At 40.2% G+C, this 26,879-nt stretch carries 24 protein-coding genes; 18 read left to right on the forward strand and 6 right to left on the reverse strand.

Annotated features, from left to right (window positions below; translation table 11 throughout):
* The first annotated feature begins 7 nt into the window (after positions 1 to 7).
* From DFQ12_RS02130 to DFQ12_RS02140, 3 genes are read left to right on the forward strand one after another with little or no spacing between them, the layout of a single operon-like run.
* Positions 8 to 1,477, forward strand: coding sequence for a RagB/SusD family nutrient uptake outer membrane protein (locus DFQ12_RS02130; RefSeq protein ID WP_120257382.1), 1,470 nt, complete (start codon positions 8 to 10; stop codon positions 1,475 to 1,477).
* 33 nt (positions 1,478 to 1,510) lie between these two features.
* A complete protein-coding gene (locus DFQ12_RS02135; protein WP_120257383.1) occupies positions 1,511 to 3,103 on the forward strand; it encodes an arylsulfatase in 1,593 nt (530 codons plus the stop codon).
* A gap of 41 nt (positions 3,104 to 3,144) precedes the next feature.
* A complete protein-coding gene (locus DFQ12_RS02140; RefSeq protein WP_120257384.1) occupies positions 3,145 to 4,767 on the forward strand; it encodes an arylsulfatase in 1,623 nt (540 codons plus the stop codon).
* A gap of 193 nt (positions 4,768 to 4,960) precedes the next feature.
* Here DFQ12_RS02140 and rnhA read toward each other — a convergent pair whose 3' ends face one another.
* Positions 4,961 to 5,455 (reverse strand): ribonuclease HI, encoded by a 495-nt coding sequence (rnhA, locus tag DFQ12_RS02145; RefSeq protein ID WP_120257385.1) that lies wholly within the window; start codon positions 5,453 to 5,455, stop codon positions 4,961 to 4,963.
* A 209-nt stretch (positions 5,456 to 5,664) separates the two neighbouring features.
* On the opposite strand from rnhA, the gene DFQ12_RS02150 reads away from it, so the two are divergent.
* The 4 genes from DFQ12_RS02150 to DFQ12_RS02165 all read left to right on the forward strand — a co-directional run bounded on the left by DFQ12_RS02150 (position 5,665) and on the right by DFQ12_RS02165 (position 10,033).
* Positions 5,665 to 7,500 carry an alpha-L-fucosidase gene (locus DFQ12_RS02150; protein ID WP_120257386.1) on the forward strand — a complete coding sequence of 612 codons (1,836 nt, stop codon included), beginning with the start codon at positions 5,665 to 5,667 and terminating at the stop codon, positions 7,498 to 7,500.
* Positions 7,501 to 7,624: 124 nt separating this feature from the next.
* Positions 7,625 to 8,083: a hypothetical protein gene (locus DFQ12_RS02155; protein WP_147420311.1), complete on the forward strand. Its 459-nt coding sequence runs from the start codon at positions 7,625 to 7,627 to the stop codon at positions 8,081 to 8,083.
* Between the two features lie 84 nt (positions 8,084 to 8,167).
* Entirely contained in the window at positions 8,168 to 8,875 is a 708-nt protein-coding gene (locus tag DFQ12_RS02160) for a Sir2 family NAD-dependent protein deacetylase (protein WP_120257388.1), read from the forward strand.
* A 60-nt stretch (positions 8,876 to 8,935) separates the two neighbouring features.
* A complete protein-coding gene (locus DFQ12_RS02165; RefSeq protein WP_120257389.1) occupies positions 8,936 to 10,033 on the forward strand; it encodes a DUF2891 domain-containing protein in 1,098 nt (365 codons plus the stop codon).
* A 40-nt stretch (positions 10,034 to 10,073) separates the two neighbouring features.
* Here DFQ12_RS02165 and DFQ12_RS02170 read toward each other — a convergent pair whose 3' ends face one another.
* Positions 10,074 to 10,424, reverse strand: coding sequence for a winged helix-turn-helix transcriptional regulator (locus DFQ12_RS02170; RefSeq protein WP_120257390.1), 351 nt, complete (start codon positions 10,422 to 10,424; stop codon positions 10,074 to 10,076).
* A 94-nt stretch (positions 10,425 to 10,518) separates the two neighbouring features.
* On the opposite strand from DFQ12_RS02170, the gene DFQ12_RS02175 reads away from it, so the two are divergent.
* The 4 genes from DFQ12_RS02175 to DFQ12_RS02190 all read left to right on the forward strand — a co-directional run bounded on the left by DFQ12_RS02175 (position 10,519) and on the right by DFQ12_RS02190 (position 14,622).
* Positions 10,519 to 10,890 carry a DoxX family protein gene (locus DFQ12_RS02175; protein ID WP_120257391.1) on the forward strand — a complete coding sequence of 124 codons (372 nt, stop codon included), beginning with the start codon at positions 10,519 to 10,521 and terminating at the stop codon, positions 10,888 to 10,890.
* A 340-nt stretch (positions 10,891 to 11,230) separates the two neighbouring features.
* Positions 11,231 to 11,530, forward strand: coding sequence for a hypothetical protein (locus DFQ12_RS02180; RefSeq protein WP_120257392.1), 300 nt, complete (start codon positions 11,231 to 11,233; stop codon positions 11,528 to 11,530).
* 111 nt (positions 11,531 to 11,641) lie between these two features.
* Entirely contained in the window at positions 11,642 to 12,346 is a 705-nt protein-coding gene (locus tag DFQ12_RS02185) for a hypothetical protein (protein ID WP_120257393.1), read from the forward strand.
* 41 nt (positions 12,347 to 12,387) lie between these two features.
* A complete protein-coding gene (locus DFQ12_RS02190; RefSeq protein ID WP_208642414.1) occupies positions 12,388 to 14,622 on the forward strand; it encodes a TonB-dependent receptor in 2,235 nt (744 codons plus the stop codon).
* 163 nt (positions 14,623 to 14,785) lie between these two features.
* Here DFQ12_RS02190 and DFQ12_RS02195 read toward each other — a convergent pair whose 3' ends face one another.
* The gene (locus tag DFQ12_RS02195) at positions 14,786 to 14,938 is read right to left on the reverse strand and encodes a lmo0937 family membrane protein (RefSeq protein ID WP_104381542.1); all 153 of its coding nucleotides are present in this window, start codon (positions 14,936 to 14,938) and stop codon (positions 14,786 to 14,788) included.
* Positions 14,939 to 15,040: 102 nt separating this feature from the next.
* A complete protein-coding gene (locus DFQ12_RS02200) occupies positions 15,041 to 16,222 on the reverse strand; it encodes a glycosyltransferase (RefSeq protein ID WP_120257394.1) in 1,182 nt (393 codons plus the stop codon).
* Positions 16,223 to 16,659: 437 nt separating this feature from the next.
* Here DFQ12_RS02200 and DFQ12_RS02205 point away from each other — a divergent pair, with 437 nt between their 5' ends.
* Both DFQ12_RS02205 and DFQ12_RS02210 read left to right on the forward strand, forming a co-directional pair.
* Positions 16,660 to 17,043, forward strand: coding sequence for a YidH family protein (locus tag DFQ12_RS02205; protein ID WP_120257395.1), 384 nt, complete (start codon positions 16,660 to 16,662; stop codon positions 17,041 to 17,043).
* Between the two features lie 298 nt (positions 17,044 to 17,341).
* Positions 17,342 to 18,250, forward strand: coding sequence for a hypothetical protein (locus DFQ12_RS02210; RefSeq protein WP_244211657.1), 909 nt, complete (start codon positions 17,342 to 17,344; stop codon positions 18,248 to 18,250).
* Between the two features lie 42 nt (positions 18,251 to 18,292).
* On the opposite strand, the gene DFQ12_RS02215 is transcribed toward DFQ12_RS02210, so the two are convergent.
* Entirely contained in the window at positions 18,293 to 19,375 is a 1,083-nt protein-coding gene (locus DFQ12_RS02215) for a S41 family peptidase (RefSeq protein ID WP_120257397.1), read from the reverse strand.
* A 211-nt stretch (positions 19,376 to 19,586) separates the two neighbouring features.
* Here DFQ12_RS02215 and DFQ12_RS02220 point away from each other — a divergent pair, with 211 nt between their 5' ends.
* Both DFQ12_RS02220 and DFQ12_RS02225 read left to right on the forward strand, forming a co-directional pair.
* Positions 19,587 to 20,627 (forward strand): bifunctional transcriptional activator/DNA repair enzyme AdaA, encoded by a 1,041-nt coding sequence (locus tag DFQ12_RS02220; protein ID WP_120257398.1) that lies wholly within the window; start codon positions 19,587 to 19,589, stop codon positions 20,625 to 20,627.
* 40 nt (positions 20,628 to 20,667) lie between these two features.
* Positions 20,668 to 22,065, forward strand: a complete 1,398-nt coding sequence (locus tag DFQ12_RS02225) for an MFS transporter (RefSeq protein WP_120257399.1) — start codon at positions 20,668 to 20,670, stop codon at positions 22,063 to 22,065.
* 135 nt (positions 22,066 to 22,200) lie between these two features.
* On the opposite strand, the gene DFQ12_RS02230 is transcribed toward DFQ12_RS02225, so the two are convergent.
* Entirely contained in the window at positions 22,201 to 23,778 is a 1,578-nt protein-coding gene (locus DFQ12_RS02230) for a Na+/H+ antiporter (RefSeq protein ID WP_120257400.1), read from the reverse strand.
* A 200-nt stretch (positions 23,779 to 23,978) separates the two neighbouring features.
* On the opposite strand from DFQ12_RS02230, the gene DFQ12_RS02235 reads away from it, so the two are divergent.
* The 3 genes from DFQ12_RS02235 (at position 23,979) to DFQ12_RS02245 (ending at position 26,867) form a co-directional block, all read left to right on the forward strand.
* Positions 23,979 to 24,272: a hypothetical protein gene (locus tag DFQ12_RS02235; RefSeq protein WP_120257401.1), complete on the forward strand. Its 294-nt coding sequence runs from the start codon at positions 23,979 to 23,981 to the stop codon at positions 24,270 to 24,272.
* A gap of 125 nt (positions 24,273 to 24,397) precedes the next feature.
* Positions 24,398 to 24,718 carry a hypothetical protein gene (locus DFQ12_RS02240; protein WP_120257402.1) on the forward strand — a complete coding sequence of 107 codons (321 nt, stop codon included), beginning with the start codon at positions 24,398 to 24,400 and terminating at the stop codon, positions 24,716 to 24,718.
* A gap of 343 nt (positions 24,719 to 25,061) precedes the next feature.
* Complete coding sequence (locus DFQ12_RS02245; RefSeq protein ID WP_120257403.1) at positions 25,062 to 26,867, forward strand: serine hydrolase domain-containing protein; 1,806 nt, start codon at positions 25,062 to 25,064, stop codon at positions 26,865 to 26,867.
* Positions 26,868 to 26,879: the final 12 nt, after the last annotated feature.

Here is a 26,879-nt window from a genome sequence, read left to right on the forward strand (position 1 = left end):
GATACCAATGAAAAAAATACATTTCCATCTTACTGTAGTATTGATTTTGTTGACAGGGATATCCTGCTCAAAATTGACCGAAAACCCCGAAAGCGCATTGGTTTCGGAGCAGTTTTACCTCGATCAGGGGCAAGCAGTTGCCGCAGTAACAGGTACTTATCGAAAATTGTATGAGACAGGGCAGTCCCTTTACAACAGCCTATTCCAGATTGGTGTAGAGATGGCAACAGATGACTATGAAGCTGGACCCAGAGCACGAAATGCCCATGTACGTGCCCTAAGCAATCTGACCCATGACGCCTCAAATGATCGAATGGAGCAACTCTGGAAACAGAGCTACGATGCAATTAATGCATCAAACCTAAACATTGTCAATATCGAAGCGATGACACAAAATCAGATTGATGCAACAGTAAAGCAGCGCCTGATCAATGAGGCAAAATTTCTCCGTGCATTGCACTACTTCAACTTGGTGCGCTGGTTTGGTCCAGTTCCACTTGTGGTACGTCCTATAGAAACCTTATCCACACAAGAGCTGTATGTGACAAAGGCCTCCGAAGATGATGTGTATGCACAGATCATAAATGATCTGAAGGCGGCTTCCGGTCTACCGAATTATAAGAATTATAGCGATGCAGATAAGGGACGTGCTACATCCGGAGCGGCCAGAAGTCTTTTGGCTAAGGTATATCTAACGCGAGCGGATTGGACAAATGCCAAACTGCTTGCTAAGGAGGTGATTGACAAAGAGGGTTATGCGCTTTTTCCGAGCTTCGCTGATGTCTTCGATGTAGAGAAAAAGAATGGTGTTGAACATATTTTCTCGGCACAGTTTAAAGGGAACAGTGGCTATCAGGGCAATTCATTGGCCAGTCGTTCGGCACCAGCCGATATACCAGGTATCAATGGGGATTACGCCGACGCCCTACATGCCGAAGGCGGACTTTACAAAAGCTTCGTAGCAACCGATAAACGTCTCCCCATCACATTTACAACTGGCATGACATCACCTACCGACGGGAAATACTATGCATTGGCTAAGCCACAGTTCAATAAGTATTACGATGAGACCGTGGTCGGTAACCAGTCACAGTCTGCGAAGAATACACCCATCATCCGTTATGCTGAGGTCTTACTCATTTTTGCTGAAGCGGAAAATGAGTTAAATGGTCCAACGAAGGAAGCAAGAGATGCAATCAACGCGGTACGTACACGGGCAGGGGTGGAGAACGTGCTGGATAAGGAGAATAAAGATAGTTTTCGGGAGCTTGTATTTGAAGAACGCCGCAAGGAATTGGTGTATGAGTACCAGCGCTGGTTTGACCTCGTACGTCGGGGAGCAAACTATTACATCACAAAACTCAAAGCAGCGGGAAAAACAAACGCAGCAGCTAGACATCTTCATTTTCCAACTCCGCAGCGAGAGCTGAATTTAAACCCAAAACTGGTCCAACATCCAGATTGGCTGGCGAAATAATAAAGATATAAGTTCAACAAAACAAGATAAATTATGAAAACAGTATTTATTCTTTTATTGACTGGTCTAAGTTGCTTACTGAATAGAAGTAAAGCGCAGGATAAGCGGCCAAATATTGTCTTGATTCTGGTCGACGATTTGGGTTTTTCAGATATAGAGCCTTATGGCGGAACAGATTTTCATACACCAAATTTGACGGAATTGGCACAACAAGGTACGCGTTTTCAGGAGTTTTATAACAATTCGATCTGTGCCCCAACACGCGCAACATTGTTGACTGGGCAGTATGCCCATCGTGCCGGTATGGGCTATTTTAACGTTAATCTCGGCTTGCCGGCCTATCAGGGATTTCTGAATCACGAATCGCGGACATTGGCCGAAATACTGCAAGGAGCAGGTTATTCGACTATTATTTCCGGGAAATGGCATGTCGGCGATGATAAAGATCAATGGCCTGCGCAACGTGGGTTTGAACGCTCCTTTAATTTTGTGGGTGGAGCCTCCAATTTTTATGAAATCAATGATCCCGAAAATCCCACCGTACCCTTGTATCGAAATAACAAAGCCTTCTATTTACCTAAAAATCGGTATCTAACAGACGAAATCACTGATCAGGCAATCGGTTTTCTACGCGAGCAAGCACAGGATAAAAAACCATTTTTCCTATATCTCGCCTTTAATGCACCACATTGGCCTTTGCAGGCTCCAGAAGAGGAAACCCAAAAATATAATGGCGTATACCAACAAGGTTGGGATAGCCTGCGTGTGAAACGCTACGAAAATGCACTTCAAAAAGGTGTTTTTCCTAAAGGACAGATGATCGCTGCAAAGGATTCCAGTGTGCAAGAATGGAATAAGCTTACTTATGATGAACAACAATATTGGCAACGTCGGCAACAAGTGTTTGCCGCAATGATCGATCGTGTGGATCAGAGCATCGGAAAGGTGCGGCAGACATTAAAAGAACTAAAAGAAGATAAGAACACGATTATCATCTTTTTATCCGACAACGGCGCTCAAGGTGGTGAGCGTAATCGCATTTATACATCCCGAAATACCGAAACCGTTGGTTTGCCGGGCTCCTATGATATACAAAATAGCAGTTGGTCCCAAACAGGCAATTCACCCTTGCGAAGCTATAAGGACAATCCTTACGAAGGGGGCATTGGTTCACCATTTATTGTCTGGTATCCCAAAGAAGTTAAAGCCAATGTTGTGAAGCGGGGAACAGGACACCTGATTGATATTGCGCCTACATTGTATGATTTTGCACAAGCGAAATATCCTTCGAAAGAAGGAGACTTGACCACCAACCCACTACCAGGTATAAGTCTACGGCAGCTACTACATACAGACAAAAACCAGGTTGACCGCCAAGCGCCCTTGTTTTGGGAACGGGCCGGAAACAAAGCTGTTCGCTATGGTAAATGGAAACTAGTCTCCTTATTTAAGGAGGGAAATAAGCCGCAGCTTTATAATATCGACGAAGACCGCGGAGAAAATAGAGATCTCGCCGATCAATACCCTGAGATCGTCAAAGACCTCGAAGCTCGTTATACAATCTGGGCAAAAGAGAATGGCGTAGTAGATTATAGGCGGCTGAAACCGACCGGTCAATTCCGCTAAGCGCAGGAAGTAACTAATTGATGAACAAATAATTTATACGGATGAAAAAGATAACATTATATATAGCCCTTATTTTTGGATGGGCAGGTACTGTTCTGGCACAAAATAAAAAGCCAAATATTATCTTGATTCTCGCGGATGACCTTGGGTATTCAGATTTGGGTGCCTACGGCTCAGAGATTGCAACCCCCAATCTCGACCGTTTGGCTAATGAAGGGATACGCCTGAAACAGTTTTACAATAACTCCATCTGCGCACCTACACGTGCATCGCTGATTACGGGGCAGTATCAGCACAAAGCAGGGGTAGGGTATTTCTCAAATGATCTGGGCCTACCGGCTTATCAAGGTTATATCAATGCGGAGTCGCTGACCATCGCTGAAGTCCTTCGCTCCAATGGCTACATCACAGCGACATCAGGCAAATGGCATGTGTCTGGTAAAGGCAAGAGTCTTCCTTGGGATCGCGGTTTTGACTTAGTTTTCCCGAGAGAGGAAAAGAATGCTGATTCGGGCGCTCCAACTTTCAATAAAACAACAGATTCCGCAGGTTATCCCTTGGAAAGTTCCTTTTCCACAGAGCTGATCAATCGGGCAGCCGAAGGTTTTTTGGATCAGATCAAAGGTCAAGATAAACCCTTCTTTCTGTATTTGGCACATACTGCGCCACACTGGCCTTTAGTTGCCCTACCACAAGATATTGCCAAGTACAAGGGACGCTATGATAAAGGGTGGGAAAGTATCCGTCGTGAGCGATTTGAACGTCAGAAGCAATTGGGTATTGTTGAAAATGGGACAGCACTCTCTGTTGCTGATGAAGATATTTACGATTGGGAGCGTTTATCTTTTGATCAAAGACAGCTATGGGCCAAGAAAATGGAGGTATTTGCCGCGATGGTCGACCGTTTGGATCAAACTGTAGGCAAACTATTGCAAAAACTGAAAGACAACGGACAATTGGACAATACCTTAATCGTGTTTCTGTCTGATAATGGAGCACCTGCCGAGGATCTTGTTCGTTGGTTTCATGGTGCTCGATTAAATAATGGTCCGGTTGGCACGGTGGGCTCATTCGAATCACAAAGTAAAAACTGGTCCTATGCATCAAACACACCATTCAAGGCCTTTAAAGATTATACCTATGAAGGTGGTATCAACGCGCCGTTTATAGCTTGGTTTCCGGGCAAGATCGCACAGGGTATTAAAAAGGGGACTGGGCATATCATAGATTTGGCGCCGACCTTCTATGATTTGGCTGGAGCTGTGTATCCAAAAGAATATCAAGGACATCAGGCGAATAAACTTCCCGGGAAAAGTCTGGTTCCTGTACTGTTGCAGCAACAGGATACAGTCAAACGGGAAGAAGGTCTGTTTTGGGAACGGGCAGGTAATCGTGCCGCGCGGATCGGAAAGTGGAAATTGGTATCAACTTGGCCTTCCTATAAATGGGAATTATACGATCTGGAACAAGACCCTACAGAACGAAAAGATATAGCGAGCCAACATCACGAAGTTGTATCACGGTTATCAACAGCTTATTTTCGCTGGGCAAAGGATAATGGGGTGGTGGATTTCGCCGAATTGGAGCGCAAGGAGCCTGTCAGTATGAAGGAATTTAGAGCGAGTAAAACCCAAGAAATCGCTGCACCAGCGTTTCGCTTTTAGGAGGGAGAAACTTTGATAAAACTGAGTTACTGGTATATGGGAGGGAATGCAAATTGATCCGAAGAAGTCTAGACCAAACAAAAGAGCAGCAAATCCTTTGGATTTGCTGCTCTGCTATAACAATTGAACGTTCGATATTCAATTCTAAATTGATTCAGTTTTACAAAATTTACTTTTGGAATAGTTGCATTCGCTATTTGTTTTCTTCGACTTCAAATACTGTGTCAATCTTCCAGGTACTCTTATCTTTGGAAGCTGCAACAGCAAGGCGGTCGCAGCGTTCGTTCAAAGGATGACCAGCATGTCCCTTGACCCAAACCAGCTTGACCTTATGTAATTTATAGACGTTCATTAAACGCATCCATAAGTCCTTATTCTTTTTTCCGGCAAATCCTTTTTGGATCCATCCATAGACCCATTTTTTATCAATTGCATCAATGACATATTTGGAATCGGAATATACAGTAACCGCTTGGTTTAAATTTTTTAATGCTTCCAGCCCCACAATAACAGCCATTAGCTCCATGCGGTTGTTTGTCGTTTTTCGATAACCTCCTGAAAATTCCTTTTCGATGAGTTTCCCTTTAAATGCTTCGTTGTCGCCTGTATAAATGGTCCTCAAAATGGTTCCATAACCACCCGGTCCCGGATTTCCGCTTGATGCCCCGTCTGTATATAATTCGATCATACCCTTCAAACTTAGATAAATTTGCGTTGAAATACAATTATAATTGTGCCCATTGCTTCTACAGCTTGGTACTCTGTCACTAATATTGAGGAGTTATACGGTTTAGCAAAGGCTTCCTCGCTGTAATTTATCGCTTACACAATAGGATTCTGACGATTTATATGTATTTTGCCGGCTTAAACTCGTTATGTAATTGATAATTTAGCTTTATGAAGTTTCAAAAGGTTTCTCTTTTTGTTCTTTTGGCGTCGACCTGTCTAAACGTCACCGCCCAGAACAACGTACCAGCGCAAAAAATGGAATGGTTTGAGGATGCCAAACTGGGGATTTTTATTCATTGGGGTATTTACTCCGTTGATGGAATCTCAGAGTCGTGGTCATTCTTCAATAACTATATTAACCACGATAATTATATCAAGCAGCTTGATGGATTTACAGCCAAAAATTATAAACCTAAGGAATGGGCTAAATTGATCAAACAGGCTGGGGCAAAGTATACGGTTATCACAACAAAACATCACGATGGGATTTCCTTATGGAATACCAAAGCGGATAAGGCTATTACAACAGTGAAAGATGCCGCTGCAAAACAGGATGTTATTACACCATTTGTGCGAGCTATACAGCAAGAGGGCCTACATACAGGTTTATATTATTCATTGCCAGATTGGAGCCATCCCTATTATGATGTGTTTACTCGCGCAAGAAAGCGTTATGAACTGGCAAAAGAACCCAACCGTTGGAACCATTATGTAGCATATTATCAGAAGCAACTCAGTGAGCTATCACAGCAATATAAACCCGAACTGATCTGGTTTGATGGGGACTGGGAGCATAGTGCTGAGGAGTGGAAAGCGAAGGAAACTCTGGCGCTGTTGCGTAAACATAATCCGAATATCATTATTAATTCGCGATTGAACCATCACGGTGATTACGAAACGCCTGAACAAGGTATTCCTGTAACCCGTCCGGAAACTAAATTTTGGGAACTCTGCTACACCATGAACGACTCCTGGGGCTATCAACCATTCGACAAGAAATACAAATCACCCAACATGATTATCCGCACCTTGGTTGATTGTATCTCGATGGGCGGAAATCTGTTGTTGGATATCGGTCCAAAAGCCGATGGAAGCATTCCTGAAGAGCAACTGAATATTTTGAAGCAGCTGGGAAGATGGACAAATAAACACGCAACGGCTATCTATGGCACAAGAGCAGGTATTCCTTTCGAGAATTACCAAGGAAAGTCGGCTTTGTCAAAAGATGGAAAAACCCTTTATCTCTATGTGTATGAGCAAAAACCGCAATTACAACTAAAGGGTTTGCTGAATACAGCTCTTCCAGAGCTTTCCGTTGTGGGGGATGCCGCCTCAAAGGTAACAGTAACGACTGCCGATGCAGCAATCCAATTGGATCTAACGAAAGTTAACTTCGACCAAGATGTTACTGTTTTGGCATTGAAATTCAAAGACAAGGTTCAATGGCAAGCTCCTCAGGAAAAAGAGGTAAGCCTGGAAAATGTTTTAAACAACAAGCATATTGGTACTGCGTTAAATCAAATTGCGTCAACGCTGCATGTTGGAAAGAATATCTTCGATCATTCCGGTTTGACATTAGATGGTATGGAGACTAAGTTGCCTACAGGGAATCTGACAAATCCAGCCGTGTTGGATTGGGTTAAAAAGCATGCTGAAGCACTTTATGAAACCGGGAAAGGCTTGCCAGAGGGACATTATGAAGGCTTAAGTGCACTTTCCAAGGATCGTCAGACCCTTTATCTTTTTGTGGAAGGAACTCCGACAGGACCTATTGCACTTAAAGGAATAAAGAATGGTATCGCACGTATTCGAGTCGTAGGTGAAGGTTCGATGATCAACCATGAGATTTTCAATAAACTCTATTGGAGCAGTATTCCGGGGATTGTTTATATCCAGGCACCAAAAGAACGTTTGGATAAAAATATGACAGTGATTGCGGTATTGTTGGATTCGCCTTTAGCATTGCACCGCGAAAAGGTAGGCGCAATTGAAAATAATCTGTAACTTCCTTTTATTAAATTATTTCGAGCCCAAGATAATCCTATCTTGGGCTTTTTAGTTCTAGTTGAATGGTAATATTTGATGTTTATCTTATGGAGAGAAGCATTTTTTATACTAACTTAGGCAGATGAGTCTATCGTATATTTTTCTGTTGTCTTTGTCAACGGTTATGCTCTTAGCTTCCTGCAGTGCCGGAGATGGAAATAAAATGGAACGACAACGGGCGGATTCGCTGTGCAATGAAGTAATCAATGGAAAATTAAACCTGGAGCAATTGGCGGAATCCGATGAATTTATGTATTTCGATGAAAAATATTTTCATGAGCCTGCCGATTTGAAGAGAATTCCTGCTTTTGATAAGGTACAGATTCAGCTTGTGACTTATCGGATTTACAAACATGTCAAACTTATGGATAACAGATATCAATTTGCTGTAAAACAAGCCAAGGATCTACATATACCCAACAAAGCATTTGTCTATTACCAACGGTCTTTCGATGAGATGAACCGAAAGGCGGCTGCTAGCAAAGATTCGATTCGGTTGGAGCTTCCAGATGATTATGCTACTAGGTTGATAAGGGAATAAGAAAGGTTTCATTTTCAAAAGAAAGTATGTCTGAATCTATTAGAATCGGGAGATTTTCTTATTTTTAACTGACTAAAAAGCCAAATGGAAAAGAAAAATATCGTTGTATTAACAGGAGCAGGTATTTCTGCCGAAAGTGGTATACCTACTTTTAGGGATGCGAATGGGCTATGGGAAGGGCATGACGTGATGGCTGTAGCCTCCATCGAAGGCTGGAACAAAAACCCAGTACTGGTGCAGGAATTCTACAACCTTAGACGGAAAGCAGCATTGGCTGCACAGCCAAATGCAGCACATCTCGCCTTACGTCAATTAGAGTCGGCTTACCAGGTGACGATTATTACACAAAATGTAGATTTATTGCATGAGCGGGCTGGTTCCACAAAGATTATCCATTTACATGGCCGTTTGGATCAATCCAAGTCATCTCTTGATGATCGGTTGATTTATCCAATTCAAGGGGACGAGATAAAGATGGGCGAACTCTGCGAAAAAGGTAGTCAACTGCGACCAAATATTGTCTGGTTTGGTGAGGCTGTCCCAGAGATTGAACGAGCGATGTTGCACGTTGCTGAGGCAGACATCCTGATTATTATCGGAACTTCGTTACAGGTTTATCCTGCCGCGGGACTTCGGGAATTTGCACCGAGCCATTGCCGATCGTTTTTAATAGACAAACAGATCCCAAATAGTACAGCGTTGGGGCGTGTACAATGTTTTGAACAGGCAGCGACGGTGGCAGTACCAAATTTGGTAACACAGTTGCTTCATGAAGCCTCGGATAAAAGCTAATATAACAATGAATTATAAACCGGTCTTGGTTGTGAGTTAGATGGAATAAAATTTTAAAAAATGAAAAGAATAATAGGATTGTTCTGTGGTTCTGTTTTGGCGATTTCCTGCCACAACAACTCGGAGATAAAAGTAAACACAAGTACAAACAATGCACCGATACAATTGGATAGCGCACAGGCAAAACATCTCCTTACATTGCCCTTGCACTGTATTGAAGTTGAATACCCGAACAAATTGGGACAAGTGCTTGGAAGTGATCAGGATTTGAAGGGACCACGGACGCTGCACCCCATTTTTTACGGCTGTTTTGACTGGCATTCATCTGTCCACGGCTATTGGTCCATCGTGCGGATTTTGAAGCAATTTCCGGATTTGGACAAATCTGGAGCTATAAGGAAGCAGCTTAATCATAATATTACAGCCGAAAATGCAGCAATAGAATTAGCTTTTTTCCAGGATAAAAATAATAAGAACTTTGAGCGGACTTACGGTTGGGCTTGGCTCCTGCAGTTGCAAAAAGAGTTATTGACCTGGAAAGATCCAGATGCAGAACGTTGGGCAAAAATTCTGGATCCAATGGCAAAGCATATTATGAAAGCTTACCAGGAATATTTACCGAAATTGGTCTATCCAATCCGGACAGGCTATCACGACAATTCAGCTTTTGGTCTTTCATTGGCATTGGACTATGCACGGGGGACAAACAATGCAGCCTTCGAAAAGTCGTTGACGACAAACGCTGTGAGGCTATATGATCATGATAAAAACTGTAATATCTCTTTTGAACCCAGTGGTAGTGATTTCCTTTCACCCTGCCTTGAGGAAGCGCTCTGCATGAGTGTAGTTTTAGGAGAGGACCAATATCGAAAATGGTTGAAAGATTTTCTTCCTGAAATTTTTAATCCAGATTTTAATTTGGAACCTGGTATCGTAAAGGATCGTACGGATGGACATCTGGTTCATTTGGATGGATTGAATTTTAGCCGGGCTACCTGTCTGAATGGCATCGCTAAGGCACTCCCTGAATTGAAGCATCTGCATGGTTTGGCCAATAAACATTTAAAATATTCACTACCCAATATCACTTCCAAAGATGATTATATGGGGTCGCATTGGCTGGGTACTTTTGCCCTATATGCGCTTTCCAAAAATTAATATACAGTCCTTATATTTCCATTGATATAAGGACTGTATTTTACATGTTTTTCTCACCCCATTCATCCATGAGGACCAAAATTTTTTCCAGTGAGCGACCAAGCTCGGTCAGTTCATATTCTACTTTGGGCGGTACTTGTTGATAGACAATTCGATTAATCAATCCGTCCTGCTCCAGTTCCTTCAATTTAGCGATGAGCATGCGCTCCGAAATGCCAACCAATCTTTTTCGCAACTCACTATAACGTAGTCTTTCCTCATTGAGGAGATAAGACAGCATATTTATTTTCCACCTTCCACCAATAGTAGATAAGGTAAATGCAATACCACAATGATCTTTCCAATACGTTTCATTGATCGTATTGGTGGAATTCTCTTTTCTGTTGTTCATACTTACTTTTTTGTTGGTATCATACAATTTGGTACGTACTGTTATTCATGCAATTTAATAAAGAAATTTGTAGCTCATCTAATAAAATATAAAAATGGAAACTATAAAATCTATTGTTCATTGGTTGAGTTATGCCTATTACCTATACGTATTTGGGTATGCTTCATTGTTTAAAGTCTTTCAGAAACAGTCTATGATGCAGAGCATGGATTCATTAGGCTTTAATAAAATATGGACGTTGGGCATTGGAATAGGAGAGTTGTTCGGTGTTATACTTCTTCTGATCGGTTTATACAAACCAGAGTTTAAGAATATCGGTATCTTGCTTCTGTTTCCATTTGCGGTGGGGGCGTTGACAGCACATATGGCTCATCAGGAATACCATCATTTCTATAATTCCCTAATCATGTGTGTGCTGAGTATTGTCTTATTGGCAACGGACAAACAGTTTAAAATCATCGTCTAGTTTTTTTGTGTAGCACAAATCGAAATCAATTGAAATATATTCATGATTTGTGCTACTTTTTAATTGTTTTGATCAATACTATCTGCGTGTTTTATTTGGTCATATTGCTATTTGGAATAGTTTACAATGAAGTTTTGAAAGAAATAGTACTATAATCATGAAATATATCTTGATTATAAAAAGACTATAAAATTCAAGATTTGTGCTACTCGAAGCTTTGGTTCATGCAATAAATTTGAAAACAAATCCAGCATGGATTGACGGTATTATGCATAGGTATATCAGACATCTTTTTATAGTCATTATGCTCATTTTTTGTTGTAGCTCACCTGCAGGAAAAATGAGTAGAGAAACCTCTGCGAAAGCTAATCATCATCATTCCGTTACTACTGTTGCATCAGGACAGAAACATGATGATTTTTATTTAGGCTCAACAGAAGAATGTGCATTTGAATTGAGCTATGAACAGCATTTAGCCTATGCTTTGTGGTTATGTAGTTTGGGCTTACTTCTGTCGATCGCTTTTTTCTTTATGGCGAAGAAAGCCTGGTACAGCTTTTATGATTTTCAGAATAAATACCTGTCCAATAGGATTCCTGATCGGTATATCCTTTACCATTCCTTTAGACTTTACTGTTAAACCTCCTGCTATTTCTTGGTTAATTACACATAGCACATATTTTATTGCTATGTGATGTTTCACTCTTTTTTGGAAGTAACGGCTTCTTTAACATCAACATCATTTGTACACATGAGTACGACACTTTATGCATTGGCCATCACGGCCATTACAATCAGTTTTTTTCATACGGCATCTGGTCCTGACCATTATCTGCCTTTTATAGTATTGTCCAAATCCAAAAAATGGTCGCTCGGTAAAACAATCCTTTGGACTGTGGTCTGCGGTTTGGGACATGTTTTTAGTTCGGTTATCTTAGGAATTATCGGCGTATATCTGGGCTGGCAGCTCAACAAAATTAGCTGGTTGCAAGATGTACGTGGAAATCTTTCCAGTTGGGCGCTGTTTATCTTTGGCCTCGGTTATCTATCTTATGGTATCTGGAAGATCTATAGCAAAAAATCCCATAAGCATTTTGATGTGATTGGCAATGAAGTTTATGTGCATGAACATAGTCATGGTAAAAGTTCCCATACTCATCACCATCAGCAGACAAAGGTTACACCTTTTGTATTATTTGCAATTTTCGTTATGGGGCCTTCAGAGCCTTTGATACCGCTTTTGTTTTTCTCGGGAGCACATCGGTCTATACCCGAGGTGATTACACTGATCAGTGTATTTACTATTACAACAGTGATCACGATGGTCGGTATGGTGCTGTTGGGAATCTATGGTTACAATTTGCTCAATACAGAAAAGATAGATCGCTATGTGCATGCCATCAGCGGTACTGTACTATCCATTTGTGGAGCGGGTATGCTATTTCTTGGTTGGTAATCCGAAAGACTACCAAAAACTTAATTTACGATTACATATAAATGAACAAACATAAAATAATCCTTACGGCAGCAATGCTTTGCTTCTCCTATGTATATGCACAACAGCCCATTTTTCAGGGCCTGGTAAGGGATAAAGATAGCGGACAGCAGCTGGAAGAAGTGAATATTCGCTATCAACGTGGGTTGAAACATAGTCATACGGCTTCAAACGGAACTTTTTCGGTGCAGCCGTCAACATTTCCGGATACCCTGATATTCAGTAGAGTGGGCTACCTTGATCAGCATTATATTCTAAACAGGCAACAATCTTCCATTGCGGTTGTTATGCAGAAAAATGAAGTGGAATTAAACCAGATTCAGGTGGATGCATTCAACGTCAACAAGACCTTGAGCAAAGTTGATCTGAACCGCATACCTGTAAATTCTGCGCAGGATTTATTACGTAAGGTGCCGGGTTTATTTATTGCACAGCATGCCGGCGGTGGAAAAGCTGAACAGATTTTCCTGCGCGGTTTTGACAACGACCATGGTACAGATATCGCTGTCAGTGCGGACGGCATTCCTGTGAATATGGTTTCGCATGCTCATGGACAAGGGTATGCAGATCTGCATTTTATTATTCCGGAAACAGTGAAAGATATTGATTTTGGTAAAGGTGCCTATTATGCGGACAAAGGTGATTTAAATACATCTGGTTATGTCAATTTTAACACTTTGGATCATTTGGACAATAATCTTTTCAAGGTCGAGGGCGGTTCTTTTGATTCTTGGCGTACAGTCGCGATGATAAACCTGTTGAATAATCACCAGCAAAATAAATATGCGTATGCTGCCGGTGAGTTTAATTATTCAAATGGACCTTTTGATGTAAAGCAAAACTTTAGCCGTGTTAATCTATTCGCAAAATATAACCAATGGATAGATCAAAAGCATTATATCAATCTGCAGGGATCCATCTTTAGTTCGGGTTGGAATGCATCGGGGCAAATCCCGGAAAGAGCCGTCAGCCAGGGCTTAATAAGTCGTTGGGGCTCAATTGACTCTACAGAAGGAGGTAATACCTCACGGATGAACCTTGCTTTACAGTATCGGGCTCTGATCAACGATGACGAAAGCTGGGAGAGTAATATCTATTTTTCCAGGTATAAATTTCAATTATTTTCAGACTTCACCTTCTTCTTGAAAGACCCCATGTATGGGGATGAGATCGAGCAAGTCGACAATCGATACTTGTATGGAATGGAAAACAAATACAATCGTCAATACCATTTTGACAATAGTCAGCTTTCCTGGACTTCAGGTTTTGGACTTCGTGTAGACGATATAAAAGACCTACAGTTAAATCATGTATATCAACGCGATTCCTTATTGAATAGGTTGTCGCATATTACCGGAGTGGAGATGAATTTACATGCTTATACGAACCTGGACTGGCGCATCGGCAAATGGTTGATCAATCCAGCGGTACGAGTTGACCATCTCATTTTCAATATGCACGATAAGCTTCAGAGCGATCCCGCTGGACAAGATGCCTCGGCGACGCGTATCAGCCCTAAGCTGAATTTTGGTTACACCATAAATAGTAAAGCACAAGTCTATCTGAAGACAGGTATGGGCTTCCATTCCAACGATATTAGAGTCGTTATGGCACAAAAAGGAAATGAAATTATGCCATTTTCCTATGGTGGCGATTTGGGTATGATCTGGAAACCTACGGATAACCTATTTATTCAGCCCGCACTTTGGGGACTCTACCTACAACAGGAATTTGTATATGTTGGCGATGAGGCGGTGGTGGAGCCATCGGGCAAGACCAGACGTTTGGGAGCTGACCTGAGTCTGCGTTATCAGGCAACACCTTGGTTATATGTGGATGGTGATATCAATTACGCCTATGCGAGAGCAGTTGGTGAACCGAAAGGAGAGGACTATATCCCGTTGGTGCCTTCGTTGACCAGTACAGGTGGGGTTGCTGTGCAATTGCCTTGGGGAATCTCGGCAAATCTGAGGTATCGTTATATGAACACAAAGCCCGCGACTGAAGATAACACTGTACAGGCAAAAGGCTATTTTGTCAATGATCTTCTATTAAATTATGCTGCAGGAAAATGGAATTTCCTGATCCAGGCACAGAATCTATTCAATACGAAATGGAATGAGGCCCAATTTGAAACTGAAACCCGTTTACGGAATGAACAAGAACCTGTTTCAGAACTGCATTTTACACCCGGGACACCTTTTATAATCAAAGCAGGCTTGAGTTACAAATTTTAAACGGGGTAATAGTTGATTTTGGGCTGGCTATTACAATGGAATACGGTGAATTTGCAGGCCATGAGAGCGATACAAAGACTACCGTATTCCATAGTCGATCAAATTAGCCTTTTCAAGAGATCTTTTCAGGTACATTCTATATTTTGTCCAACCCTGACACCGCTTAGGCGGCACCGCGAATAACACGTAACAGCACCACAATAATTGCGATGACCAAAAGCGTGTGGATTATATTTCCTGTCGCGTAACCTCCGAAAAAACTAATTGCCCAGATGATAACTAAAATAACGGCAATGATGTATAATAAATTTCCCATAATATTGATGCTTTTTTTACTCAGAACAACATCCATTTGAATAATGTTTTATAATAAATAAATCAAACTATCTATGCATGACTGCTGTTCAATGTTTTGTCGTTATGCTTCTTGTTTTAAATCAAACGTATGGTAATTCTTATAATGTACCAGCGATCGTACAGGCGTGGCGAGTGTTGAGAGCAGTTCAAGATATACTTTGGCGATCATCTTCCAGGTTGTCTGTTCTCCATAACAACGTGCTTTGAAACGATGCCATGCAAGTAACCGTTTCGATCTATACAATAATTTGATATGAGCAGCCATGGTTTGGACATCATTGAAAGGTGTGAGGATACCCCGTTCATCCGTCAATAGGTCTACTGCGTGCCAGTAGGGTGTTGAGATGACGGCAGCACCGGCACCGACCGCAAACGATAATGTCCCACTGCTGATCTGCTGTTCATGTTGATAAGGAGAAAGGTAGATATCGCAGGCTGTTAAATATTCTTTTAATTGATCATCATTAATAAATTCATCAATAAAAATAATCCTATCTTGCAATTGTAACTGATCTACTAAGCTTTGTAATTCAAAACGATACGATTCACCCTCATGTGCCAGTACATTCGGATGCGTCTTGCCCACAATTAAATATTTGAAATTTGGTAGATCGAGCTCTACCAATGAGCGGATTGCATATTCTAATCCTTTACTTCGCCCTATCAGACCAAAAGTCATCATCACAAAATTATCCTGTAAGCCCAATCTGTATTTTGCCAATCCCTGATTGTAATCAAACTGGGGTACACCGTGGGCTATGACATGAATTTTCTGTCTGTCGACCAGTGGAAAGAGATCTTTTAATAATTCACGTCCTTTCGGCGATAGCGAAACTACTGCCTGGGATTTGCTAAGCAGCAATTCCATGATTTCCTTTTGTCGCAAGGATGGAGATTGCAATATGGTATGGAATATTGTTAATAAAGGAATATTTAAGTGATTGACCAGCTGATTGATAAATATACCATCAGCGCCACCGAATATTCCATATTCGTGTTGGATAATACAATAATCGTATTCGCCATTGATAATATGTACAGCTTGGATATAACTATCAAGCCGTTCTTTGTCGATAACAAAGCGTATTGCCGGATCAAACTGTTCGGAACCGGATTTGGATACAGCAATTACATCGATGGATGCCGTCTGGTCCAATCCCATTCCTTTTCTGAGGTCTTTCGTGAAAGTCGCCAATCCACATTCCTGGGGTGGAAAGGTACTTATAATAACGATTCTTTTCATACAGTTAATCCTCTTTCTCCTTGTCTTTCTCGTTATTTACTGGAATATCCAAAATAGCCATGAGTAGTAGATAATATCCTTTTTCCAGGCCCATTTTCTTTGCTTTCTGATCTATATTTTCCATATGACATTTTAATAATTAAGGTGGTATTTTGTTTCGTTTTATGTATCAAAAGCTGTACCCAAAGAGGGGCATTTATTTCATATCCGTAGTTTACAAAGACGTAATCCGTAAAGTGATACAGTGTTTACCGCACAAACACTACAGGAGTAGGTATTTTTCCCTCATGAAAGAAAATTTATGTCAGCTCTTCAAATTGGCCTTCCAACTATTTTTACATGCGGCCTAAACAAAACAGGTCAACTGTTGGTTTACCGTACAAGATTGACTAGGGAATTATCATGTGAAACTTCCACTACATACGCTTTTTTACCTTATGATAGAAAAAAATAACACCGAAAAAATCAACGACCATTTAGCTAATGAACGTACATTTTTAGCTTGGATAACAACGAGTTTGGGGATCATGGGCTTTGGTTTTGTTGTTGTCAAATTTTCCTTATTTATACAGCAGATCACATTGATGTTGAATTCAAAGATGTCCATGGACATAGAACCCGAATATTCCGGAGTTGTTGGTGTCTCAATCGTTATCATAGGATCCATTACAGTTGTTCTAGCTTATATTAAGTATAGAAAAGTTGCAAAACAGATTGAGTCAGAAAACTTTACTTATGGGTCATATGGTATTGCTTTGATGTCTGCATGTTTTCTTATTATTGGTCTTCTCCTCGGGTGGCATTTGATAGATAGCTTATAAAATCAATATCTGCAATTGGATAATACGATTTAAATCAGGTGTTGTTGAAGAATAGACCATAAATCTCACGAGTAGAAATGCCATGACTGGCGTTACGGATATTAAATGAACTACAACGAATTTTAAAAGAATACTTAACAGGTGAAAATATCTATTTACTTTGTATGATGCGACTGAATAAATATGCTCAAAGTTCAATAAATATGCTCAAAGTTCAATAGATATGGTGAAATTGATAATGGTTTTGCTATTAACGGTAATATGTGGCAGGGGATGTGCACAGGAAAAAAAAGAGAGGATGATGCCAACAACTAATCGTATAAGCTATCTTTCAGAAAAAGTTCGCAGATTCAAAGATGAACCTCTTTATCAACTGGAAGTTGAAAGCTTGTTTAGTTTCAGCGTATTGGTAAATGGTTGTCCGGTTTATTCCAATTTTGATAAAATTCCGGGAATGGGGAGGATAAATATCAATCCCTATATTCTTCAAAATGGGCAACAACAAGTTACCATTGAACTCTATCCGGGTTATGATGATCAAGGAATTAATAAGCCCTATCTCGAAGCTGGTGATAAATTCACACTCAAAATAGAGAAAACTGGTTGGGGGAAAGATGGTCTTTTAAAGGAGCCCGAAGAAATTGTGTCTTATAAGGCTGTTGACGAAAAAGTGGATTTAACCAAACGGACAGCATATAAAACCGATATTAGCTTTACCGCTACTGTTCCCTATCAACTTGCAGGATGGAAGAATGGACAAGATTTGACTCAGTTGGATCCTCAACAGCTCGAAGAGCAGCTACTGGGTTTTTATAAGGAGATGATAGCTGTTTTTGAAACGGGTGACTACGATGATTTAAATGCACGATTTTTGAAGGCAGATGCTGAATGGTACCAATCTGAGTATTTTTCCCAAGATATAATTACTAAGTTTCAAACAGTGAAAGGTCGAAAAGGTAAATCTGTCGCAACGACATTTTCGAACTCGAAGCCAAATTCCCGGACATTTTATGTACTGGAGGATTACATCATGAAATTTTATGCTGAGGGTAGAATGGTTCGACTTGAACCACGAAAAGGTGTTAATAAGGGAGAATCTTTATTGGGCTATATGGATACAGATAAAAATGGTATGAACAGAAAAACATTCGTAGATATGCTGTTATACATCCCCAAAGGAGAAACGGTATTGCAAATTGTAAGATAAATATTCATCAGGCAATCGCCAAGCTTGATCGTGTCCCTGGAATCAGCTTCCAGATTTATTCTCGATGACCGCTATCGCCTGATCTATGTAACGTTGTTTTGCATTTTTTATAACTTCCTGCATTTCGTTATAGGTCAGTTTGGTCTTACCATTTTTTGGCTTCATGTCGATGGGAAAAACAAGATCAGGTTCTATACCCTCGGCGATCTTGTATACTTTGCCATTACGATCTTTTAAGACTGAAGTTGTAAGCATGACCATACAATTCTTATTGATATTGAAAGGAGCATTGCCAGAAGTGAGACCACCAGTTTTTTGCCCTATTACTTTTACATTTTTCTGTCCTTTGAAGTGAGCGGTAAAGAACTCTCCGGAACTAGCGGTAATGTTGCTTGTCAATAAAATAATAGGGATATCATTATGCAGCAATTTTACGGGTTTGACCTGATCAGGTTCCAATTGAAAAAGTTGGAAATATGTGAGATCTTCGGGACTTTCAACAGTATAATAGGTAATAGCCTTCGTTTCTTTGCCTTGCGCATCTACGTAAGCGTACGTTTTATCAGTGTCCAATAAGGACGGAAATTGCCAGATCATCGGCATGATATTTCCACCGTTGTTTTCCGTTAGATCTATGATCCACGCTTTAGGATCCTGAGCGTCCAAGTTTTTCAGTTGTATGCCTATGGTATCCACATATTTTCTGTTTTCTAGCATTACGGGTGGTACATTGATGTAAGCATATTTGCTATTGATCATATAATGCTGAAAGTTTTTCGGGGGTATACCTGCTTCTTTATCCGTCATGACCGCCATTTTTTCAAATTGGTCCTGTTCTGATTCCTTATTCTGTTCCGCTTCTTCAAAGAACAGACTAGAATGTCCATCCTTTAAAGTTTTTAACAATTTTTCGAAATATGGTTTTAATTGGTTGACCTCATTAATATGCCGAGTCTCCGTTATGAACGCTGGTCTGATGGAATCCCACTGCATGGATTTTCCCATGTAGGCATTTTTTTGCAAGGTATCCAGAAATTGGATCACCATTTGATGTGTCTGATTGACCTGTGCATGCAGCTTCGGCATCCAGAATAATACAATAAAAAATAGAAAGGCTCTCTTCATGTTGCTTGTTAGTGAATATCGTTTCGTGCGTATAATATAAGACCAAAATAGTCGTGTTTATCAAATGCTCCAACAGATATTTGTTGGATAAAATAGCAAAAAAGAAGATATCCTGCAATCCCTCGTAAATAAAAAAATACTTGTCAATTTTTCGGTTGTAGAAGGAATGTATTCGCTATAAATTTGTTCTATCATTATAAATAATCGCATTATGGAATTAAGTTTCGAACAAATGTATCAGGCTATCATTGATAAAGATGTCAATTATGAAGGTATATTTTTTACTGCTGTAAAGACAACGGGTATCTTCTGTCGGCCTTCTTGTACTGCCAGGAAACCCAAACCTGAGAACATCGAATTTTTTAAATCAACCAAAGAATGTATCCTCCATGGATATCGCGCATGCAAGGTATGCCATCCACTTGAGATGTTAAGTGAAACACCTTTATACATCAAAGAAATTATAGCCGAATTAACAGCTGATCCGAGTATAAAGTTCAAGGACTACGATCTGCGTCAACGTCGTATTGAACCAAACCAGTTGCGACGCTGGTTTATAAAAAACCATGGTATGACCTTTCATGCTTATCAGCGGATGTTTAGAATAAATTCGGCGTTTAAAAAAATCCAAAATGGCGCTTCTGTGACGGATGTAGCTTTTAACTCTGGATTTGAATCCCTTAGTGGCTTTGGTGATTCCTTTAAACATATTTTTGGGGTCTCTCCTAAAAATAGTAAAGAGCAACGTATGATTGATTTAAAGCGAATTGAGACTCCGCTAGGTACCATGTATGCCTGCGCCGTACCAGAGGGCGTATGTTTACTCGAGTTTACAGATCGGAAAATGCTAGAAACAGAGTTCAAAAATCTTGCGAAAGCACTCAATGGAACGATCGTACAGGGCGATAATCCCCATTTTCCCTTGCTAGAAAAGGAACTCCAAGCTTATTTCGAAGGTAGACTAAAAGAATTTACAGTTCCTCTATTTACACCCGGCTCGGATTTTCAAAATGTGGTATGGCGGGCGTTGAGAGAAATTCCATACGGGCAAACAAGGTCGTATAAGCAGCAAGCACTTCATATCGGAAAACCAGAAGCGCTGCGGGCTGTCGCAAATGCCAATGGAATGAATAGGATCTCCATTTTGGTGCCATGCCATAGAGTGGTCGGTGCCGATGGCAGCCTAAGCGGCTACGGCGGTGGTATCTGGCGAAAAAAATGGTTGCTGGAGCTAGAAAAACAGCAACACTAATTCCTGTATTTCCCAATTTATAAACATCAATTCTATTTCCATGAGTACGACTATTAATAAGTGGTATGCACTTCTTATTGTGCTTACTGCACCTTTACTGTATGTTATTGATATATTTATCATCAATATTGCCATACCAACAATCAAAAGTAACCTGCATGCATCTGATGGTGAAATACAGCTTGTTATCGCATCCTATTTATTGGGTAGTGCATGTTTTCTGATCATTGGTGGGCGAGCGGGAGACTTTCTAGGCAAAAAGAAAGTTTTTTTTGGGGGGATGTTGGCCTTTACAATAACCTCCTGCATCTGTGGACTAAGTCAAACAGCAGCACAGCTAAATATTGCCCGTTTTTTCCAAGGCGTGAGTTCCGCTTTTATGGTTACTCAATCAATTTCTCTGATTCAATTGTTGTTTATAGATACGAAAGAAAGAGCTGTTGCTATTGGATGGTATGGTATAACCTTGAGTATTGCGGCTATAATCGGACAGGTATTGGGAGGATATCTGGCCGAAATTTATTTCTTTGTAGAAGGTTGGCGTTTGATATTTTTTATTAATCTTCCTGTTGGAATCTTTTCGCTTTTGGCGATCCATCGGTATTTGACAGAAACAGCGAAAACTGTGAAGGGTAGATTTGATTACCAAGGCGCTTTTGTGTTAACAATCGGACTAGCCTGCCTAATCTATGCATTGACAGAAGGACGGGAAAATAGCTTTCCTTGGTGGTTTTATGTGTTGTTTATCCTGTCGCTTGTATTTTTGAGCTTGTTTGTTTTTATTGAGCAAAAGAAACGATTAAATGAACAGTATCCACTGATTGATCTTTCACTGTTCAAAATAAAGGATTTTAGAATTGGCTTATTTGCTGTATTATTCCACTTTATGCTTCATACTGCTTATTTATTGATAATCGCTGTCTATTTGCAAAGTGGATTAGGGATAACAGCATTGACATGTGGTTTGTATTTTATTCCACACGCGATTTTCTTTATGTTATCTTCTCGAATTGCTTCGAGGTTACTTCCGAGGTTTGGCAAGGCGGTTTTACAATTGGGATTAGCGATCATATTGCTTTCGTTTTTAATGCAAATTTTCTTTTTCACAGCGCAGAACAAACCGTTCATATCGATGCTTTTTTTAGCACTCTATGGTTTTGGAAATGGCTTTGTATTGCCCTTTCTCTTAAATGTTGTTTTAAATAATATCCATGAAAAAGATGCAGGTGCTGCTTCAGGAGTATTTTCAACATTTCAGCAAACAGCCTCGGCTTTGGGAATCAGCGTTATTGGCGGTGTTTTTTATACAGTATTGGACACAGGGCGTTATCTTGCAAACTATTTGTTCGCTTTACAGTGTGGACTAACAGTATGCATTGTCTTCTTAATAGGGGTTTGGCTAATGTTATGCCTATTACCGAATGAACGAAGGACATAACATTTCTCCGTTGATCCACAGGATGGGAAATACCCTCAGGTAGTAACTCTTGTCAAGCCAATTCTTTATGCATACTAGTAATGATTTAATTCTCTTTTGAACATCAATCGTACTAATTGATGTTCAAAAGTAAGATTAGCTTTTCATATTCATTCTTTCCTCCTGAAGATCGAGTATGCGAAGATGTTTTCTGATGATTTCTTCGTCCAACAAAAGCTCTTCACGATTCTTATTGATCAACCACATTCTTTGAGTTTCAAGGATGTCGATATAGATTTTTCGGTATTCAGCGTAGTTAATGATGATTTCCGAACTGGTCAATTGGTTTTCATATTTCTGCAATTGATCTTTTAATGTTGGAAAGCTGTCTACTTTGTCCGCGTAATCTTTACGAATTTTCTCTACAGCCACCTGAGCAAGTTTGTTTTGGATTTCGTAATCGATTTCCTTTTCTGTCCGCACAAAATCTCGATCTATTGGCGGAAATTTCTTTAATAAAAAAGGAAGCGTAAGTCCCTGTACAAGCAGTGTTAACAGAATAGCGACAAATGTGATAAAAAGGATCAGATTTCTTTGTGGGAAAGGAGCCCCATTCTCTAACGTTAGGGGAATTGAAAGTGCCGCAGCCAAGGAGACTACGCCCCGCATTCCAGTCCAACCAATGATCATGGGCGTTTTCCAGCCGGGAGACTGCGCATCTGCAACAGTGATAAAGTTCCGCATCACTAAAGTGGTAATGACTGCCGCATAACCTGCTAAAATTCGCACAATAACCAGTACTGCAGTAACTGCAACCCCATAACCAATTGCGGTGTAAATATCAGTATCCCCTAAACCGTTCACTATTTCGGGCAGATCCAGACCAATAAGCATAAACACAATCCCGTTTAGCAAAAAGCAAAAACTTTCCCAGACTGTTACCGTGCGTATTCTGGATGCGCTACTCAAAAAATCGTGACTACGGTAGGAGAGAAACAAACCACCACTTACCACGGCCAAAACACCGGAGGCATGAAGTTCCTCTGCCGCCAGATACATGGAGAACGGCGCAATGAAAGTCAGCAATATATCTGTATTTGGATCGGTTGGTAGGATTTTGTGCATTTTCAAGAAAATATACGCAAGTGTAAGTCCGATACCTACGCCACCGATGCACATCCAGATAAAGCTTCCTGCTGCCTCATACCATACAAATTGCCCCGTTGCAGCAGCAATCATAGCAAATCGGAAAATAATCAGTGAAGAAGCGTCATTCAGTAAGCTCTCGCCTTCGAGAATTGAAGCCAGTCTTTTTGGTACTTTTACAAATTTTAAAATTGCACCTGCGCTTACTGCATCAGGAGGAGAAACAATTCCGCCCAATAAAAATCCCAAGGCTAAAGAGAATCCCGGGATAAAATAGTTTGCAAAAACCGCAACCGATAATGCGGTGAAAAACACAACGACGAAAGCAAAACTGAAAATAATCCTGCGCCATCGCCAGAGTTCCTTCCAGGAGGTTGACCAAGCGGCTTCGTACAATAATGGTGGTAAAAAAATAATAAATATTAATTCAGGTTCTACTTTTATAGGTGGTACGCCTGGGATAAAACTTATTAAAAGTCCTGCCAACACAAGCAAAACAGGGTATGCCACCCGAATTTTTTTTGCCAGCATAATAAGCATGGTAATCAACAGAACCAAAAAGAGATAGAATGCGAAATTTTCTAACATGTATTCGTTTTAGATACATAAATATATATTAAATTTTTAAAAACATTTAAAGCCCATTTAAAATTTAAACCGAGTTAAAAGCTGTTGGATAATATTCGTTTGTTGACTCTTGGCTTCGATGGCATAAAAATAAAGTTGATCTGTCAGGATACCAAAATACCATTGTTAGTAACAGTGAGTACATTTATCTTTATACTGTTATGAGATATATCATTCCAAGAATAGTTATACTTACTCTGATCGTAATTCTGATCAATACAATAAGCGATTATGTAAGCGAACGGGAAGAATTTGGTTATATGGATGCTGCAATACTGTTTTTTCGTCTTTTGCTTATCTTACTGGTAACAAGTTTGGTCCTTTTTGTCTATGAAACTTATCAATTCAAACAACGAGGAAAAATAACAAGTTATAGACAAGGTATATTCCTCATTGTTTTAGTGTCGTTGACGCTCTTGCTTTTTAGTGGATATTTTAAGGAGTTTGCATTTTAAAATTCGGAGAAATTGAAAAACGTAAGATGTTACTGTAAAAGCATTATTTTCATTATTTTAGTGAAAGAAAGAGGCGTGTCGGACATTCCAGTATATTTAGAGACAGTTAGGATAATCAGTCAATCATGGGAAATACCGTTGCGGAAATGTTAGAAATGTACGGGCTTAGTACAGCTGAGGGCTTGATGGATAGCTTAGACGCTACTTGGAGTGAAAGCGAAATAAAGGAATATTGCTGGCAGGTATTAAGGACTTTTCCTGATCTAAAAAAGGAAAACTGGTCAATAGGAATAGAAGGAGGGGATTACATCTTTAGTTTTTCCGGTCATTATGTGTTTATTACAGATGATATCTGGAGTTTCAACCTGATCGCCGAGAGATCGGTGCTGAAGTTATTGGTCGAACAAATGATTGGGTTAAATAAAACAAAACATTATAATAGTTAAGTTTGGGTTTATAATGTAATGATTGATACATAAATTAACCTACTTTAAAAGTGATTTCATACGATATCCAAAACATATATTATAGAAAGGGAGCTATAGCTAGGGGACATTGTTATATCGTTCGATTCTGAACATTTGGTGTCCGATTATGATCAATTTATGATTATCAATATGTTTTAGTGTGTTGTTTAACAGTGGTATACTGTTTTGGCAAGCGAGTTGATAAGGCAGTTAATCGAGAAAATTGTGTAAAAGATGACGCGGAAGCCATCGCCTTTTTTGTCACAAAAATCGAAAAAAGCGACATGAATTATATTACTCGGAGTCTAAAACTTAACATATTATGAAGATCATAAAATCTTTACCTATTGCCCTTATTTTCGGACTAATGGTCTCAACAGCTTGTGCGCAAACCGAAAATCAGCTCCAAAAAGAAATTTCCAGTGTTGAATCAGGGCTGATACCACCTGTCCGCTTTGTGGGGGAGCGATCTTGGGATATTGCCTCACGCATGAAATTTTATAATATTCCCGGTGTGAGTATAGCTGTTATCAAAGAGTCTAAGGTCATCTGGAGTAAGAGCTACGGAGTTGTAGATCTTGAATCCAAGGTTCCAGTCACCGCTAAGACATTGTTTCAGGTCGCTTCGATGAGCAAGCCTGTCAGTGCTTACGCTGCGTTAAAGGAGGTAGAACTTGGCAAATTAGCCACAGATACGGATGTGAATTCATTTTTAACGTCATGGAAAGTTCTAGATAACGAATGGACCAACACGAAAAAAGTCACCCTCAAGCATATCGTCAGTCATACTGCTGGTTTCACAGTAAGTGGATTTCCAGGATATAAGGTAACAGATCCTATTCCCACGGCCGTGGAGGTATTGAACGGCGGAAAACCCGCCAACACCCCTGCGGTGTTTGTCGATAAACTTCCGGGAGCAAATTTTCGCTATTCAGGAGGTGGATATACCGTGATGCAACAGATGCTTATGGATATCGAAGGGAAAGATTACACAAGCATTATGAATGAGAGAGTGCTGCTGCCATTGGGAATGCAGAATAGCACTTTTGCGCAACCACTTCCAGCCGCACAAGCAAAGCTTGCCGCTACAGCCTATTCTGCAGATGGAAAGCCTGTTGAAGGACGATATCATGTTTATCCGGAGCAGGCTGCAGCAGGATTGTGGTCTACAGCTGAAGATTACGCCAAGTTTGTGATCGATATTCAACATACATTGACAGGCAAAAGCAATACAGTTATTTCCAAAAAGACAGCGGAAGAGTTTACCAGCCCTTTCATTGAATCCTTTATCGGTCTAGGGCTGTTTATTGAAAACTATGCTGGAGCGGTTTACTTTTGCCATGGTGGCTGGAATGAAGGTTTTAGTTCTTATTTTATAGGAAGCAAGACCAGTGGTGACGGGGTTGTCGTACTAACAAATACCAACAAGCCCTTATTTATCAACGAACTCGTTCGCGCTGTCGCTTTAACCTATCAATGGCCCAATTACATTGCTCCAGCTAATAAAATTTTACCATCAACCGCACAAGAGCTGAGTTCCTATATCGGACGTTATCGTGCTGATAAATATGGAATAATCAAAGTCTATAAGGAAAATGGTAAACTGATGGCTATTCAGAATCTGGATGCGCCCGTTGAACTGATTAAAGTTGGGGTAGACACATTCGCAATGCATGACTGGGATTTTAAAATGGCCTTTGTAAAAGATAAAGCTACAGGTAAGCAGGAGCTTGTTCAGGTTTTGCGTGATAAAACAATCCATGCCAGAAATCCAAAACTTAATGCAGGCGATATTATTCCGCTAGAGCTGATTTTAGGAGGTCATTTTGAACAGGGATTAAAAGCTTATCAACGGGCAAAACAAGAGGATAGTGGGCATAGGTTGCTTTCAGAAGGTTTTCTGAACGGCACAGGTTATGAGCTCCTTTCTCAAAAGAAATTGACCCAAGCGATCGATATTTTTAGGGTCAATACGATTTTATACCCAAAGAGCGAAAATGTATACGATAGTCTAGCAGAAGCTTATCTGAAAGCGGGTCAAAGAGGCAAAGCAAAGCAAAACTATATAAAGCTACTCGAAATCAATCCTAAAAATGAAAAAGTAAGTAAGATTTTAGAAACCTTATAATAAAAGTGTAAT

Source organism: Sphingobacterium detergens (assembly GCF_003610355.1).
Classification (GTDB): domain Bacteria; phylum Bacteroidota; class Bacteroidia; order Sphingobacteriales; family Sphingobacteriaceae; genus Sphingobacterium; species Sphingobacterium detergens.

Coding starts and splice junctions, on each gene's coding strand:
- DFQ12_RS02130 (WP_120257382.1), top strand. CDS start 8: ATGAAAAAAATACATTTCCATCTTACTGTAGTATTGATTTTGTTGACA.
- DFQ12_RS02135 (WP_120257383.1), top strand. CDS start 1,511: ATGAAAACAGTATTTATTCTTTTATTGACTGGTCTAAGTTGCTTACTG.
- DFQ12_RS02140 (WP_120257384.1), top strand. CDS start 3,145: ATGAAAAAGATAACATTATATATAGCCCTTATTTTTGGATGGGCAGGT.
- rnhA (WP_120257385.1), bottom strand. CDS start 5,455: ATGATCGAATTATATACAGACGGGGCATCAAGCGGAAATCCGGGACCG.
- DFQ12_RS02150 (WP_120257386.1), top strand. CDS start 5,665: ATGAAGTTTCAAAAGGTTTCTCTTTTTGTTCTTTTGGCGTCGACCTGT.
- DFQ12_RS02155 (WP_147420311.1), top strand. CDS start 7,625: ATGAGTCTATCGTATATTTTTCTGTTGTCTTTGTCAACGGTTATGCTC.
- DFQ12_RS02160 (WP_120257388.1), top strand. CDS start 8,168: ATGGAAAAGAAAAATATCGTTGTATTAACAGGAGCAGGTATTTCTGCC.
- DFQ12_RS02165 (WP_120257389.1), top strand. CDS start 8,936: ATGAAAAGAATAATAGGATTGTTCTGTGGTTCTGTTTTGGCGATTTCC.
- DFQ12_RS02170 (WP_120257390.1), bottom strand. CDS start 10,424: ATGAACAACAGAAAAGAGAATTCCACCAATACGATCAATGAAACGTAT.
- DFQ12_RS02175 (WP_120257391.1), top strand. CDS start 10,519: ATGGAAACTATAAAATCTATTGTTCATTGGTTGAGTTATGCCTATTAC.
- DFQ12_RS02180 (WP_120257392.1), top strand. CDS start 11,231: ATGAGTAGAGAAACCTCTGCGAAAGCTAATCATCATCATTCCGTTACT.
- DFQ12_RS02185 (WP_120257393.1), top strand. CDS start 11,642: ATGAGTACGACACTTTATGCATTGGCCATCACGGCCATTACAATCAGT.
- DFQ12_RS02190 (WP_208642414.1), top strand. CDS start 12,388: ATGAACAAACATAAAATAATCCTTACGGCAGCAATGCTTTGCTTCTCC.
- DFQ12_RS02195 (WP_104381542.1), bottom strand. CDS start 14,938: ATGGGAAATTTATTATACATCATTGCCGTTATTTTAGTTATCATCTGG.
- DFQ12_RS02200 (WP_120257394.1), bottom strand. CDS start 16,222: ATGAAAAGAATCGTTATTATAAGTACCTTTCCACCCCAGGAATGTGGA.
- DFQ12_RS02205 (WP_120257395.1), top strand. CDS start 16,660: ATGATAGAAAAAAATAACACCGAAAAAATCAACGACCATTTAGCTAAT.
- DFQ12_RS02210 (WP_244211657.1), top strand. CDS start 17,342: ATGATGCCAACAACTAATCGTATAAGCTATCTTTCAGAAAAAGTTCGC.
- DFQ12_RS02215 (WP_120257397.1), bottom strand. CDS start 19,375: ATGAAGAGAGCCTTTCTATTTTTTATTGTATTATTCTGGATGCCGAAG.
- DFQ12_RS02220 (WP_120257398.1), top strand. CDS start 19,587: ATGGAATTAAGTTTCGAACAAATGTATCAGGCTATCATTGATAAAGAT.
- DFQ12_RS02225 (WP_120257399.1), top strand. CDS start 20,668: ATGAGTACGACTATTAATAAGTGGTATGCACTTCTTATTGTGCTTACT.
- DFQ12_RS02230 (WP_120257400.1), bottom strand. CDS start 23,778: ATGTTAGAAAATTTCGCATTCTATCTCTTTTTGGTTCTGTTGATTACC.
- DFQ12_RS02235 (WP_120257401.1), top strand. CDS start 23,979: ATGAGATATATCATTCCAAGAATAGTTATACTTACTCTGATCGTAATT.
- DFQ12_RS02240 (WP_120257402.1), top strand. CDS start 24,398: ATGGGAAATACCGTTGCGGAAATGTTAGAAATGTACGGGCTTAGTACA.
- DFQ12_RS02245 (WP_120257403.1), top strand. CDS start 25,062: ATGAAGATCATAAAATCTTTACCTATTGCCCTTATTTTCGGACTAATG.